Origin of the sequence: Actinoplanes sp. NPDC089786 (genome assembly GCF_040684855.1) — a bacterium.
Classification (GTDB): Bacteria; Actinomycetota; Actinomycetes; order Mycobacteriales; family Micromonosporaceae; genus Actinoplanes.
Map to the genome: position 1 here is coordinate 31,432 of NZ_JBFBGU010000033.1, position 14,389 is coordinate 45,820.

Annotated in this window: 13 protein-coding genes; 8 read left to right on the forward strand and 5 right to left on the reverse strand. The window is 73.4% G+C overall.

The window, feature by feature from the left end:
- Positions 1–17 precede the first annotated feature (17 nt).
- Positions 18–1,307, forward strand: coding sequence for a hypothetical protein (locus AB0O15_RS43990; RefSeq protein ID WP_364332744.1), 1,290 nt, complete (start codon positions 18–20; stop codon positions 1,305–1,307).
- 28 nt (positions 1,308–1,335) lie between these two features.
- On the opposite strand, the gene AB0O15_RS43995 is transcribed toward AB0O15_RS43990, so the two are convergent.
- The 3 genes from AB0O15_RS43995 to AB0O15_RS44005 are packed head-to-tail and all read right to left on the reverse strand — an operon-like array spanning position 1,336 to position 4,384.
- Positions 1,336–2,388, reverse strand: a complete 1,053-nt coding sequence (locus AB0O15_RS43995; RefSeq protein WP_364332747.1) for a PLP-dependent cysteine synthase family protein — start codon at positions 2,386–2,388, stop codon at positions 1,336–1,338.
- The gene (locus AB0O15_RS44000; protein WP_364332750.1) at positions 2,385–3,155 is read right to left on the reverse strand and encodes a DUF364 domain-containing protein; all 771 of its coding nucleotides are present in this window, start codon (positions 3,153–3,155) and stop codon (positions 2,385–2,387) included. The genes AB0O15_RS43995 and AB0O15_RS44000 overlap by 4 nt, the downstream gene beginning before the upstream one ends.
- Positions 3,152–4,384 carry an ATP-grasp domain-containing protein gene (locus tag AB0O15_RS44005; protein WP_364332753.1) on the reverse strand — a complete coding sequence of 411 codons (1,233 nt, stop codon included), beginning with the start codon at positions 4,382–4,384 and terminating at the stop codon, positions 3,152–3,154. Before AB0O15_RS44005 ends, AB0O15_RS44000 begins: the two co-directional genes overlap by 4 nt.
- Positions 4,385–4,471: 87 nt before the next feature.
- Between AB0O15_RS44005 and AB0O15_RS44010 the strand changes: the two genes are divergently transcribed.
- Positions 4,472–5,335, forward strand: coding sequence for a TIGR03620 family F420-dependent LLM class oxidoreductase (locus tag AB0O15_RS44010; RefSeq protein ID WP_364332756.1), 864 nt, complete (start codon positions 4,472–4,474; stop codon positions 5,333–5,335).
- A 14-nt stretch (positions 5,336–5,349) separates the two neighbouring features.
- Here AB0O15_RS44010 and AB0O15_RS44015 read toward each other — a convergent pair whose 3' ends face one another.
- Positions 5,350–5,496 carry a hypothetical protein gene (locus AB0O15_RS44015; protein ID WP_364332759.1) on the reverse strand — a complete coding sequence of 49 codons (147 nt, stop codon included), beginning with the start codon at positions 5,494–5,496 and terminating at the stop codon, positions 5,350–5,352.
- A gap of 107 nt (positions 5,497–5,603) precedes the next feature.
- Between AB0O15_RS44015 and AB0O15_RS44020 the strand changes: the two genes are divergently transcribed.
- Complete coding sequence (locus tag AB0O15_RS44020) at positions 5,604–6,149, forward strand: TetR/AcrR family transcriptional regulator (protein ID WP_364332762.1); 546 nt, start codon at positions 5,604–5,606, stop codon at positions 6,147–6,149.
- A gap of 16 nt (positions 6,150–6,165) precedes the next feature.
- Here the strand turns inward: AB0O15_RS44020 and AB0O15_RS44025 are convergent, their stop codons facing one another.
- On the reverse strand, positions 6,166–8,904 hold the full coding sequence (locus tag AB0O15_RS44025) for a BTAD domain-containing putative transcriptional regulator (protein WP_364332765.1): 2,739 nt from the start codon (positions 8,902–8,904) through the stop codon (positions 6,166–6,168).
- A gap of 54 nt (positions 8,905–8,958) precedes the next feature.
- Between AB0O15_RS44025 and AB0O15_RS44030 the strand changes: the two genes are divergently transcribed.
- The 5 genes from AB0O15_RS44030 to AB0O15_RS44050 all read left to right on the forward strand — a co-directional run bounded on the left by AB0O15_RS44030 (position 8,959) and on the right by AB0O15_RS44050 (position 14,344).
- Positions 8,959–9,801, forward strand: a complete 843-nt coding sequence (locus AB0O15_RS44030) for an alpha/beta hydrolase (protein ID WP_364332768.1) — start codon at positions 8,959–8,961, stop codon at positions 9,799–9,801.
- Positions 9,802–9,911: 110 nt separating this feature from the next.
- Positions 9,912–12,446, forward strand: coding sequence for a M64 family metallopeptidase (locus tag AB0O15_RS44035; protein ID WP_364332771.1), 2,535 nt, complete (start codon positions 9,912–9,914; stop codon positions 12,444–12,446).
- Positions 12,443–12,859: a hypothetical protein gene (locus tag AB0O15_RS44040; protein ID WP_364332774.1), complete on the forward strand. Its 417-nt coding sequence runs from the start codon at positions 12,443–12,445 to the stop codon at positions 12,857–12,859. Before AB0O15_RS44035 ends, AB0O15_RS44040 begins: the two co-directional genes overlap by 4 nt.
- Positions 12,772–13,194 carry a hypothetical protein gene (locus AB0O15_RS44045; RefSeq protein ID WP_364332777.1) on the forward strand — a complete coding sequence of 141 codons (423 nt, stop codon included), beginning with the start codon at positions 12,772–12,774 and terminating at the stop codon, positions 13,192–13,194. Before AB0O15_RS44040 ends, AB0O15_RS44045 begins: the two co-directional genes overlap by 88 nt.
- A 193-nt stretch (positions 13,195–13,387) precedes the next feature.
- Positions 13,388–14,344 (forward strand): TIGR03885 family FMN-dependent LLM class oxidoreductase, encoded by a 957-nt coding sequence (locus tag AB0O15_RS44050; RefSeq protein ID WP_364332780.1) that lies wholly within the window; start codon positions 13,388–13,390, stop codon positions 14,342–14,344.
- Positions 14,345–14,389: the final 45 nt, after the last annotated feature.

The window sequence follows — 14,389 nt, forward strand, 5'->3', positions numbered from 1 at the left end:
ACCACGAGCATCCGCTGATGCGGCTCCAGCGGCTCGGCGGGAACGCGGCCGTCACGCGCATGGTGCAGCGCAAGCCGCTGGACGAGAAGGATGACCCGGGGAGATACACCTCCGACGCCGGCCACACCTTCGACGCCGAGGGGCTGATCCGACGGGAGGTGCACGGTCTCAAGTACGGCGTGAAGGGTGGCTTCGCGGGCTCGTACCCGACGAAGAACCATCCCGAGGGTGAGGACAGCTCCGAGAAGTCGATGACCAAGGAGAGCCCCGATCGCATGGCGGTCGTCATCATGCCGTCGGCGAAGCTCGCCGAGGGCACGCCGGTGCAGGTGGTGCTGCATTTCCACGGGTGGGGGTTCCGGGGCGGCACCGACCCGTACGCCGGGTATCTGGTCGCCACGGGACGTTCGTCGGTCGCCAGGAAGGGAACCGTCCGGGACGTCGACCAGGAGCACTGGGAACAGCAGATGGGCGCGGTCGGCAAGGAACGCGCGGCCCGGACGCCCAAGGAACCGGTGGTCGTGGCCGTGCTGGCGCAGGGCCGGGGCACGTCCGACTTCGGCGACCTGCCGACCTTCGACTACCTCAAGGACGTGTTCAGCAAGGTGCCGGAGCTGAGCGGGGTGACGAACTACTCGCTCATCCAGACCGGCCACAGCGGCGGCGGGTACGACGTCGCCGGCAATCTCGGCCGGGGTGAGGCGAAGACGGCGGACCCCAAGGCGACGCCGACGCCGGCCGACATGGTGGTCATGTTCGACGCCGAGGCGATCGGAAAGGTCACCGAGTGGGCCATCGGTCACGTGAACACCCTGGCCAAGTTGATCGTGGACACGACACCGAAGCCGGCCGACAAGCCGAAGGCCGGGGACGCGCAGCAGCCCGGCGACGCCCAGAAGGCGGCCGACGCGCTGAAGGCGGAGGCGGAGGCGGCCGAGGCTCAGCGGCAGGTGGTGAAGGCGGCGATCGCGGCCACCCCGAAGTTCCGGGCCTACTTCGCGAAGGGCCAGAGTTACGACAGCGCCTACCGGGCCGCTGACAAGGCCCTGACCAAGGCGATCAACAGGGTTCCGGCGCCGTGGGGCTGGTTCCCGTCGCCCGACGTGGTGGTGGCCGACCTGTTCCGGTTCATCGAGGTCGCCGGCGTCACCCACGAGTTCGTGATCAGCAAGGGCCAGAACGAGGACGCCGCCGCGCAGAAGGACGGCGCGCTCGCCGACGCCCTGCGGGCCGAGACCGACCCGACCATTGACCGTGCCAAGGGGCTCGGGCAGCCACCGGCCGCGCCCGCCAGAAAGAAGAAGTAGGGAGGGCGTACGCACTTCGAGCCCGACCTCAGGCCGAGATGCGCCGGGCCGGCGCCGGATTGATGATCGTCCGGCAGCGGCTCCACCGGGTCACCTCGACCGCCCGCGGGTGCGGGATCTCCACCGGATGCCCGCGGGCCGGTCCGAGCAGCCCGTTGGCCGTGCACCAGTCGTCGTCGAAGATCGTGTCGAGGTAGCGGTGCGGCCCGTCCGGGAAGACGGTCACCACCCGGGCGCCGGGCCGGGTACGGGCGATCCACGCCGAGACCAGGGCCACCGCGCCGGTGCTCCAGCCGCCGGTGACGAAGGCCGACCGGGCCAGCCGCCGGCACCCGTCCACCGCCTCGGCCGGGCCGACCCAGTGCACCTCGTCGAACGCCGGATAGTCGACGTTCGACGGGTAGACGCTGCTGCCCAGCCCGCGCATCAGCCGGGAGCGGGCCGGCTGTCCGAAGATCGTCGAGCCGACCGTGTCCACGCCGACCAGCCGCAACCGCGGCCAGTGCCGGCGCAGCGCCCGGGCCAGGCCGCCGCTGTGGCCGCCGGTGCCGACGCTGCACACCAGCACGTCCACCTCGTCCAGCTGGGCGGCCACCTCGTCGGCGAGCCCGGCGTACCCGATCAGGTTGTCGGGGTTGTGGTATTGATCGGGCCAGTAGGCGCCGGGCAGGGTCGCCAGCACGTCGGCCAGCCGGTCGCGGCGCGCCTGCTGCCAGCCGCCGGTCGGGTGTGGCCGGTCGACGATCTCGAGCCGGGCGCCGTAGGCCCGCAGCAGCGCCCGCATCGACGGCTCCAGCTCGCGGTCGACGACCAGCACCACCGGGTGGCCGAGGGCCTGCCCGGCGAAGGCCAGCCCGACACCGAGCGTGCCACTGGTCGACTCGACGACCGGGGCCCCGGCGACCAATGAGCGACGTGAGCGCGCGCCGGTCAGCATGGCCACCGCCGCCCGCGCCTTCATGCCGCCGGGCGCGGCGCATTCCACCTTGGCCCAGAAGCCCGGGTGCGGGTGCGGCAGCGGGGCGTCGACGAACACGATCGGGGTGTTGCCGACCAGGTTCAGCAGCTGCGGGGCGGTCACGTGCTCAGCCCGTACCGGAAGATCGTGGTGGGTCCGCCATCGAGCCAGAAGAACGGGTAGGGCTCGGCGCTGACCGCGGACAGGCCGGCGCCGAGGAAGCGGGGCAGGACGGCGCTGCCGGTCTGGGCGAACGCCACGAACGGTTTGCCGGTGGCGGCGGCATGCGCGAGCAGCGGTTCGAAGGTGCCGTTGCCGAGCGTCATCCCCGAGGCCAGGATCGCGTCGCAGCGGTCGAGCAGCGCGGTGGCGTCGGGGAGGAACGGCTCGCCCCACTCGGTCTCCCCGCCGGCGTGGTCACAGGGCAGATAGTCCTGGCCGCGCTGCCGAAGCTGCTCCAGGAGCGAGTTGACCACCCCCACGACCAGGACCGTGCGGGTACGCGGAAGCAGGTCGACGACGGCCGCGGCGCGCCGCCGGGACTTCTCCAGCGAGGTGCCCCGTTCGATGGTCATCGCGCCTTCGGCGTGCGGCCGCGTGTCCATCAGCGCGGCGTCGAGGGCCGCCACCCGGACCGCCCGGTTCTCGTGTGACAGGAGCTTCTTCACGGGTACGCCGACGCAGTCGTAGGCGATGTCGTCGTCGAGCTCGCCCGGCTCGATCGCGCAGGAGCCGACCGCGGCGCCGACGCGCAGGCTGAGCACGTGGTTCCGATAGGCGCGGCCGCGTCCGGCGTGCCGCGCGCCCTGCCGGGTGACGAAGGCGACGCTGACCCGCTGGTCCACCGGGGAGTCCCGCACCTCGTCGATGAGTGAGTCAAGGGTGGTCACGCGTAGGTCACCTCGGCCCGCGCGGCGAGGGCGTCGGCCGTCGCCCGTGCGGCTCCCGGCCGCTCGTCGACCGTCATGACGTACCCCAGGTAGTCGTTGTTGCTGCTCGCGTCGCCGGCGCGGTGACCAGGGCCGCGGAGGGTGGAGTCGACGATCCGCTCGTCGTCCGGCCACGGCGTGATCGCCTCGACCGTCCCGGCCCGGGGCGGCAGCACGAACGCGATGGCGGCGCTGCCGACGCCGGTGTCCGTGCGGGTCAGGTCGGGGGTCTCGCCGATGGCCAGCTGGGCGTACACCATCGGCAGGTCGATGCCGGTGACCCGGCGGACCAGCTCGGTGATCTGGTTGCCGGCCGGGCGCGGGTTCACCTCGACCACCTTCGGGCCGGCCGCGGTCAGCCGCAGCTCGGTGTGGGCGACGCCGCGGTCCAGCCCGACCGCCTCCAGGGCGGCGATCGCGGTCTTCTCGGCGTCCGCGGCGTCCAGCGCGGCCGGGAACATGTGTCCGGTCTCGACGAAGCCGGTCGTACCGCCGAGGCTCTTGTCGGTGACACCGATGACGTGGGTCGTGCCGTCCACCGTGACCGTCTCGACGCTGACCTCGGGGCCGGTCATCAGCTCCTCGATCAGCAGCGTGGGCACCCGGGGCTGCCGCCGCGCGTTCACCGGGAAGGACGCCACCGCGTCGAAGGCGGCCCGCAGCCCGGCCCGGTCGGCCACCTGCCGGACGTACAGCCCGGCGCACAGGTCGACCGGCTTGAGGACCAGCGGGAAGCCGATCCGCTCGGCCGCCCGGAGCACCTCGGTCCAGCCCTCGGCCAGGGCGAACCCGGGCTGCGGCAGGCCGGCCCGGTCGAGCGCGGCGCGGGACAGATCCTTCCGGTACGCCGTACGCATCGCCCCCGGATCCGGACCCGGCAGCCCCAGCCGGCCGGCCAGCAGCGCGACCGTCTCGAGGTAGTAGTCGCACGACGTGAGCACCCCGTCGAACGGGATCACCTCGTGCAGCCGCTCCACGTGCGCCAGCAGCGCCGGGACGTCGTTGGTCTCGGCGGTGAGCAGGTTGCGGGCCGCGAGCAGCGGGTGCCCGCCCCCGGCCGGCGCGTCCCGCAGGTAGTGGTGCAGGTCCCGGGTGAGGAACGAGAACCCGTGCCCCGCCTCGAGAATCGCACCGGGCAGCAGGCGGCTCATCGCACCGACCCAGCTCTCCACGAGCAACACATGCGCCATCTTCCGGAACCCCTTCGTTCGCTTCCGGAGATGGTAACCGTTTCCATTAAGGTGGATGCACGCCGGGCCGATCGTAAAGTTCGAGGTATGGCACAACGACTCGTCAGCGTCTGGCAACCGTTCCTCAACTCCGGGGAGAACTCCGCCGCGGCCCTCGACGCCGCGCTCGAGCTGGAAGAGCTCGGCTACGCCCGGCTGTGGTTCTCGGCCGGGTTCGGGGAGAATGTTCCGCGACGGTTCCGGGACCTCCTCGACGGGACCAAGCGCATCGGCGTGGCCCCGGGGATCGTGTCGATCTGGCACTCGTCGCCGGCCGAGGTGGCGGCGTTCACCGCGGACGCGGAACGCGATCACCCGGGCCGGTTCCTGCTCGGGCTCGGCGCCAGCCACGCTCCGCTGGTCGAGGAGAAGGGCATCGACTACCGCAAGCCGTACTCGAAGATGGTGTCGTACCTCGACGCCCTCGATGACGCCGGGCTCCCCCGCTCGCAGCGCGTTCTGGCCGCCCTCGGCCCCCGCATGCTGGAGCTGTCCCGCGACCGGTCGGCCGGCGCGCACCCCTACTTCACGCCGGTCGAGCACACCGCCGAGGCCCGCGCCGCCCTCGGCGCCGATCGGCTGCTCGCGCCCGAGGTCGCGGTGGTCGTCGACCCGGACGCCGGCTCGGCCCGGGCCACCGCCCGGCAGTACACGGCCGGCTACCTCGCGCTGCCGAACTACACCAACAATCTGCGCCGGTTCGGCTGGACCGACGACGATCTCGCCGGTGGCGGCAGCGATCGCCTGGTCGAGGCGCTCATCCCGTGGGGCACGCCCGAGCAGGTCGCGGCCGGCGTCGAGAAGCACTTCGAGGCGGGCGCCGACGAGGTGGCGATCCAGGTGCTCAACGGCGGCAATGCCGGCGCGTTCCCGGCGGACGCGTTCCGTACCCTCGCCGCGATCTTGATCTGATCGTCAGCCCAGGGTCAGGAGCAGGTCACGGACGGCGGCGGGCCGGGACAGGAAGGGATGGTGGCCCGGTCGCAGCTCGGCAGGGCCGGGGACACGCTGACGATCCCCCGCTCCGACAGCAGCGCCGCGGTGCGGTGCCACCACCACGACCCGTCCCTCACACACGCCCCATGAACGAACACGACCCTCATCGCTGCCTCCACGCCTGCCTCCGACCACGTTCTGATCAACGGTAGACGTAGTGATCGTTACGTGAAAAAGTACGGCGATGGGACGGCGGCCACGGCCGGAGATCAAGGAGCGGCTGCTCGACGCGTGCACCGACCACGCGCTGGCGCACGGCCTGCCCGACCGGCTCGAACCTCTGGCCCGCGCCACCGGGACCTCGGCCCGCATGCTGATCTATCACTTCGGCACCCGCGACGCCCTGCTGCGGGCGGTGCTCGGGCACGCGCGGCAACGGCAGCTCGACGCCTTCGGCGCGCTCCTGCGCGCACGGCCCGGCGAGCGGTACACGACCACGCTGAGCAACGCCTGGGCCTCGATGACCGGGCCGGACGGGCAGCCCTTCCTGCGGATGTTCGGCCGGCTGCGGGAGAGCTCGGTCGACCCCCTGTGGCCCGAGTTCCGCCGGGCCGCGACCACCGACTGGCTCGGGCCGCTGGCCGACGGGCTGGCCGGCATCGGCCGGCCGGAACTGGCGACCCTGGTGCTCGCCGTCATCCGCGGCCTGCTCCTGGACCTCGACGCCACCGGCGACACGGCCCGCACCGATCAGGCGTTCCGGCAGTTCCTCGGCACCCTCGACCGCTGACCTCGGTTCGCCGACGTCAGGTCGCCAGGGCGTTCAGCACGTCGGCGATCGGGCCCAGGTCGACCAGCGCGCTGCCGGCGGCCCGTTCCCCGGCCGCGGGGGCCAGTCGCGCGGCCAGCGACGCCATCGCCGCCCGATCACCCCGGGCGATGGCCTCCCGCGCCTGGAAGCAGAGCCGCGCCTCCAGCATCGCGTCGGCGGTCGCCGGCCGGTCGAGCCGGGTGTCCACCCCAGGCATCTCGACGTGCATGGCCCCGGCCCCGCCCGCGCGCATCTTGCCGTAGCCCGCGGTGAACACGTCGACCAGCGGGATGCGGTACTCCCCGGCCAGCGCGGCGGCGGCCTCGGCGTGCGCGTCCGCCGACGCGAAGTCGCCCAGCGCCGACCGCGCCTGCATCAGCAGCAGGTGGCCGAGCACGCGATAGGTCACCAGCCCGTGCCGGTCGGCCAGCTCCAGCAGCTCGGCGGCGATCGCGGCCCGCTCGGACGCCAGCCCGGCCCGGTGGTAGGTCTGCAGGTAGAGGGCGTTCAACCCGTAGGCCAGCAGCGCCGGATCGGTCAACCCCCGCGCGAGCGCCACCGCCGAGAGCGCCGCCTCCCGCGCGCGCGGGCCGCCGGTGTTGCGCAGCTCCATCGCGATCGTGGCCAGCAGCCGGCTCCGGTCACGGTCGGATCGCGGCGATCCCAGTGCGGCGGTCGCGGCCGACGCGACCCGCTCGGCCAGCCCGGGATCGTCGTTCGCGGCCCAGTTCGCCGGCACGTCGAACGCGCAGATCACCCGGGTCGTCAGCGCCGCGTCGCCGGCCGCCAGCCCGATCGCCGCGCCGCGCTGCCGCCGGGCCTCCGCCAGTTCCCCGGTCACCGCGAGCGCCCGGGCCAACCCCATGATCAATTCCGCTCGGGTACGCACGGAAGCACCATCACCGTGCCGCAGCGCGATCCGCCACCACCGCACGGCCTCATGCGGCTCGAAGCGCACCTCGGCCCGTTCCGCCGCGACCCGTGCCGCCTCGGTGGCGCCGGCGCCGCCGGCCAGGTCCAGATGATGGGCCAGCGCGACCACATCATCGGGCCGCACCCGCCGGATCGCCGCGGCCACCTCCGCGTGCCACGCCGCCCGGCGTGTCCGGGACAGTCCGCCATAAACCGCGTCCCGGACCAGCGCGTGCGCGAACCGGAACCGCCCCGGCCCGACCTCGGCGACGAACCCCCGCGCGACGGCGTCCTCGACCTGGTCGAGGGAGGCGGCGGGCAGAAGATCGAGAGCGATGTCGATGCCGAGGACGGACGCGAAGCGGATCACGTCGCGGGTGGGGGCGGGCAGCTGGGCGAGGCGGTGGCGGATCACGTCGCGGACGTTGGGCGGGACGGCGTCCGCATCGGTGTCGGCCAGGCGGGCCAGTTCACGTACGTAGAAAGGGTTTCCGCCGGAACGCTCGTGGATCAGACGGGCCGTGGCGGCGGGCAGGTCGCGGGCCGGCGTCGACCGGAGCAGGGCGCGGGTGTCGGGCCGGGACAGGCCGGTCAGCGTCAGCCTCAGCGGGGAGGCCTGGGCCAGGCGGCTCAGCAGGGCGTCCGGCGGGTCGGTCGAGCGGTAGGTCGCCACCAGCAGGATCGGCGCGGCCAGCGGCGGGTCGACCAGGTGCTCGATCAGGGCGGTCGTCCCGGGGTCGGCGGCGTGCAGGTCTTCGACCACGACCAGCAGGGGCGCCACCCGGGCCAGGCCGGCCAGGTGCTCGGACACGGCTCGGCGCCAGCGGACCTGGGCGGTTGCCGGGTCGCCGGACGGGGCGGGGACACCCAGTTCGGACGGGTTGCGGTACCAGAGGGTGCGACGGCCGTGGGCGAAGGCGGCCACCAGCGCCGTCTTGCCGATGCCGGGCTCGCCGCTGACCAGGGCCAGGTTCAGGCGGTTGCCGGTGGCGGCGGCGGAGGAGAGGGCGGCGAGTTCCGCGGAGCGGCCGATCAGGGCCGGAGAGCCGGGAGCAACGGACAGGCCGGGGGCCTGGCGGAGGATGTCGACCTCCAGCTCGCGCAGCGCGGGGCCGGGGTCGACGCCCAGCGTGTCCGCGAGCATCTCGCGGGCCGATCGGAGGGCGGCCAGCGCGTCGGCCTGACGGCCACTGCGGTAGAGCGCGAGCGCCAGCAACCGGCGCGACTCCTCGCCCAGCGGGTGTTGCTTGACCAGCGCCTCCAGCGGCGGGACGGCCTCGGCGGCCCGGCCCCGGGCCAGCAGCGCGGACGCGCGGCGGTGCTGGGCCAGCAGCCAGAGCTCGTCCAGCCGGTCGATCTCGGCGCGGGCCCACGGCTGGTCGGCGACATCGGCGTAGGCCGGACCGCGCCACAGGGCCAGCGCCGCCTCCGTGGTGTCTGGCTCCGGAAGGGCGCCCGGACCCGGCGGGGCGCCCGGATCCGGAGGGGCGAGCACGGCGGCCTCGAAGCGCCAGGCGTCGACCGCGTCGGCCGGGAGGCGCAGGGCGTAGCCGGGACCTTCGGTGATCAGCAGGCGGGGTGGCGTGCGCGGCGGACGGCCCGGCTCGATCGCCTTGCGCAACGCGCCGACGAAGGTCTGCACCGCGCCCGCCGCGCGCTCCGGCGGGTCGGGCCACAGGTCGGCGATCAGCGTGGTGGCCGGCACCACCCGGCCGCGGGCGATCAGCAGCCGGGCCAGCACCGCCCGATGGCGCGGCCCCTTGAGGTCGACCGGCCCATCCTCGTCGATCGCCAGCAACGGACCGAGCACCCCGAACCGCACCCGCCCACGGTAGCGCTGATCATCTGCTGATCGAGCCGCGGCAGGCTGGGCCGCATGCAGATTCCCGGCTTCGACTACCAGCGCGTTCCCGTCGACGGCGACGTGGCCCTCAATGTGGCGGTCGGCGGCGACGGCCCGCCGATCGTGCTGCTGCACGGCTTCCCGCAGACCCACCTGATGTGGCGGAAGGTGGCCGCCGACCTGGCCGCCGATCACACCGTGATCTGCCCTGACCTGCGCGGATACGGCGCCAGCGACAAGCCGGCCGAGGGGTATTCGAAGCGGCGCATGGCGGCCGACATCATCACCCTGGCACGGGCCCTGGGTCACGATCGGTTCGAGCTGGCCGGCCACGACCGCGGCGCCCTGGTCGCCTTCCGGGCCGGCCTGGACCACCCGGCGGCGATCACCCGCCTGACCCTGCTCGACATCGTCCCGACGCTGGACATGTGGGACGTCCTGCACGGCGTACGCGCGGCGATCGGTTTTCATCTCTTCCTCATGGCCCAGCCGCCCGGCCTGCCCGAGACGATGATCGGCGCGGCCCCGGACGCCTTCTTCGGTCACTTCCTGGACGTCTGGGCCAAGAGCCCGTTCCCGGCCGACGTCCGGGCCGAGTACCTGGCCGCCTCCGCGGCGGCGGTGCCGTCGATCGTGGCCGACTACCGGGCCTCGGCGACCACCGACATCGAGGACGACGCCGCCGACCGGGCCGCCGGGCGCACCCTGACCATGCCGGTCACCGTGCTCCAGCAGGACTGGGGCGCGCAGCTCGGCTACGACGCGACGGCCGTCTGGCGTCCGTGGGCCCCGCGGCTGGACCACCGGCTGGTGACCTGTGGCCACTTCATGGCCGAGGAGGCGCCGGACGAGGTGATCAAGGCGATCAGGTCGTGAGCGCGGCGAGGGATCCGGCCCGATGACCTACCGGTGAAGTGCGCGGGCACCCCGATTTCCGACATTCGCCGGAAGACCGCGGTCCGGGCACTGTGGAAGCGTCTGCGGTCGTGAGAAGACTCCTGCTCGCCGCGTTCGTCACCCTGGGCCTGCTGGCCACGCCGTCGATCGCGTACGCCGCGGCCGACCCCCTCCCCGACCCCAAGGTCACGCCGATCCAGGTGACCGGCCCGGCCGCCGAGCGCCTCAACCTGGTCATCCTCGGCGACGGCTACCAGGCCGACCAGCAGTCCCTGTTCCGGGCCGACGTCGACCGGAACCTGGCCGTCATGTGGGCGACCGAGCCGTTCCGCAGCTATCGGGACTACATCAACGTGTACGCGGTGGAGCTCGCCTCGATCGACTACGGCGTGCGCTGCGACCCGGACGGCCGGGTGCGCAGCCCGGACGGCACGATCCGGGACACCGGCGAGCGCGAGGGCCCGATCGACGCCAAGGACACCGCGCTTCGGATGATCTTCCAGAACGGGTGCGCCGACCCGCTGGCCCGCGGCGTGGTCTACGGCGACGCGCCGGTCGGCTGTCAGACCCACCCCGGCCCGGCCCCGTGCGAGACCGGCAACCAGGCCCTCAACCGGATCCTGGACACCTACGTCACGCCGGCCCTGGGCATCCCCCGCGGCGCGCAGAACCTGCAGAGCCTCGCGATCTTCAACTCCTTCACGTACGGCGGGATCGGCGGCACCAGCGCGACCACCTCGGGCGGCTCGCCGCAGGGCCCGCTGATCTCCCTGCACGAGATCGGGCACTCGCTGGGCACCCTGGCCGACGAGTACCCGTACAGCTCCCGGGACGTCGTGCGGCCCTGCTACACCGGCGCCGAGCCGAGCAGCTTCCACCACACCGTCTACACCGACGAGCAGAAGATGATCGCCGACCGGCACAAGTGGTTCCGCTGGCTGGGCGAGGAAAGCCTGTCCGGCGGGCGGATCGGGCTGCACGAGGGCGGCGGGACCTACCCGTGCGGGCAACGCCGCCCCAGCGAGCACTCGATGATGCGCTGGCTCGGCTTCGACTGGGACCAGATCGGGCGGGAGAACATGGTCGCCCGGATCACCGGCCTGCGGAACGCCGGGCAGATGGTGGTCCGCAGCACCCCGGCTGAATCAGTACCCCGCGACGGTGTGCTGTGGGCCGAGGCGGGCCGGCCGCGCGACCACGAGCTGTCCTTCACCTGGCGGGCCGGCGGCCGGGTGATCGGCGCCGACCAGAACCTCGACCTCGCGGCCCTCGACCTGCCGGTCGGCACGGCCGTCGAGGTGGAGGTACGCGACCCGGTCGGCCCGGACGGGACGGACTGGGTCCGTAACCCGTCGACCAACAACGCCGCCGCCGACTCGGGCTTCAACGGGCCTCGGTTCGTGCAGAAGCGCTCCTTCGTCCTCAGCGCGGAGAGCGCGACCCGTTCCCAACCGGCCGCCGAGATCACCGCGTCGACCCAGACGGCCCAGCCGGTGGCCCGGGACGAGGTCGTGTTCGTGGAGACCAACCACCCGGCCGACCGGATCGTCCGGGTGTCGTGGGCGCTCGACGGCCGTCCGGTGGCCAACCCGGCCAACCGCCGTACCCTCGACCTGGGCGGGAAGCGCCTCTCGACGGGCAACCACACGCTCACCGCGACCGTCACCGACCGGGGCGTCACCGACAGCGTGTCCTGGACGATCGACAACACCATGCCGACCGCCCCGCGCCGGCTGTCGGCGCCGCTGACCACGCTCCGCGGCGCGGTCGACCATCCGGTGTACTTCGACGGCTGGGACATGTGGCTCGACCCGGCCGACGACCAGGCCGGACGGTACGTGGTGAGCCAGTTCCGGCTGGACGGCGACGGCTGGTTCAACTACTTCGGCTTCGCCGAGCGGCCGATGCCCGCGTCACCGTTCCACTTCAGCCACTCCGGCACCGTGGTCAAGGCCCTGACCTACGGCAACCTCGGCACCGGCGGCCTGTCCAAGGCGGCGTTCGAGCAGGAGCTGCCGGACGACCACCCGTCGGGCGGGTTCGTGCCCGGCTTCGGCACGCACACCGTCGAGCACCGGGCGATCGACCCGGCCGGCAACGTCGGCCCGGCCGGCTCGTACCGGGCGACCGTGCTCCCCGGCGCCTCCCCCGCCTGCACCACCACGCTGACCGGCCGGCAGCCGACGGTCGTGGTGGCCACCGGCGTCACCTGCCTCACCGGCGCCACGGTCCGCGGCGCGGTGACCGTCAAGCCCGGCGCCTCCCTGGTCGTCCGGGACAGCCGCATCACCGGCGCGGTCAACGCCGCCGGGGCGCGGGCCGTGCAGATCTTCGGCGCCACGGTGGTCGGCGCGACCCGGCTCACCGGCACCACCCGGGACGTGACGATCGCCGGCAGCACCTTCAAGGGCGCGCTGACCCTGCGCGACAACACCCAGGTGACGGCCAATGAGCGCTACTCCCGGCTGGCCGGCGCCTACGGGCCGATCCTGGCCGGCTCCCGCGTCACCGGCACACTGACCTGCACCGGGAGCAACGCGGCGGTGGCCGACTTCGGGGCCGCCAACCAGGTGCTGGGTGCGGGCATCGGCGACTGTGGAGAGCCGCTACAGTCCCGCCCGTGATCGACCAGCCTCACCACTGCCCGCACTGCGCCACACCACTGTCCACAGCGGAATTCGCGGAACCGTGGTGTGGCGGGTGCGAGTGGAACCTCGCCCGGATGCCCGTCGCCGAGAACGTCGGCTGGGTACTGCGCCGCATGCTGCGCTGGGACGGCGAGGCCGGCTTCCGGGCCGACCGCGCCCTGGTGCGGTCGGGCGACCTCGAGGCCGGGCGGCCGCACGGGTTCCGGCTGCTGGTGGCGATCTCGGCCGCGTTGCTGGCTGGCAGCTGGTTGCCGGTTCGATCTCGCTGCTCCGGTACGCGACCCATCTCGCGGTCACCGCCGTGGACGCCCGCGACTCCCGCCGCGCCGAGCTGCGCGCCGCCGGCATGGCCGTGCGGGCCGCCGGCACCACCGCGGCGCTCGACCTGACCGACACCCTGGCCCTGCTGCCCGGGCTGACCACGTACGTGCAACATCACGTCCCGGCCGACGACCCCGGCTCGCACTGGCGGCGCATGCTCGCCACCGTCCGCGCACGGGAGCTGCCCACCGCCGCGAAACTCCGCCAGCTCTCCCACCGCACGGAGGCGTCCCTGCTGGCCAGCCACCCGGCGCCCGACCGCCGCCACGACTGGCTCTCCCGCCAGCCCCGGGAGTACCCGCGCGTCACCCTGGACGAGGCCGAGACCGAACAGATCAACCTCGAGCTGCGCCCGTACGGCCGGGAACTGCGCAACCGCCTCGAGAGCCAGCAGCCGATCTGACCGCTCCGGGCCCCGCCCCTGCTGCCCCTGGGCCCGCCGCCCCTTGGGGCCCCCTTGGGGCCCCCTTGGGGCCCCCTTGGGGCCCCCTTGGGGCCCCCTTGGGGCCGCCCCCTTGGGCCCGCCGCCCCCTGGGCCCGGGCACTCGATCTGGCGCCCAGGTTAGGCCTGCCCCTCGACCGGGGTATGAGGGGGCATGACCGAGTTCGGCCTGCACTGCTCCCATGAACAGATTCCGCCCGGCGACCTGCTCGGGGCGGTGATAGCCGCGGAACGCGCCGGTTTCGACGCGGCCATGTGCTCCGACCACTTCTCGCCCTGGAGTGAACGCCAGGGCGAGTCGGCGTTCGCCTGGTCGTGGCTGGGCGCCGCGCTCCAGGCCACCAACCTGTCCTTCGGCGTGGTGAACGCACCCGGCCAGCGCTACCACCCCGCGATCATCGCCCAGGCCATCGGCACCCTGGCCAGCATGTATCCGGGCCGCTTCTGGGCCGCCCTGGGCACCGGCGAGTACAGCAACGAGCACATCACCGGCGGGGCGTGGCCGCGCAAGGAGGTCCGCAACGCCCGCCTGCGCGAGAGCGTCGACGTGATCCGTGACCTGCTGAACGGCGAGGAGGTGTCCCGCGACGGCCTGGTCAAGGTCGACCGGGCCCGCCTCTGGACCAGACCCGCCGAGGCGCCGCCGTTGATCGGCGCCGCGGTCAGCACCGCCACCGCCCGCTGGTGCGCCGAGTGGGCCGACGGCCTGGTCACGGTCAACGCCCCCGACGACCACCTGCGCGAGATGATCGCCGCCTACCGCGACGCCGGCGGCCGGGGCCCGGTCTGCCTGCAGGTGCACCTGAGCTGGGCGCCGACCCAGCAGGAGGCCGAGTCGATCGCCCACGACCAGTGGCGCGGCAACATCTTCCCGCCGCCCATCTGCTGGGACCTGGCCACCGCCGAGGAGTTCGACATCGTCGCCGACCAGGTCACCGTCGACCAGGTCGCGAAGGTCGTCAACATCTCGGCCGACCTGGAACAGCACACGGCCTGGCTGCGCGGCTACATCGACCTGGGCTTCGACCGCCTCTACCTGCACCACGTGGGCCAGGACCTGCGCCCGTTCATCGAGACCTTCGGCGCCAAGGTCCTCCCGGCGCTCCGCTGACCCCATGGAGCGCGTGCTCTACGTGTTCGTCGCCCTCGTGGGCCT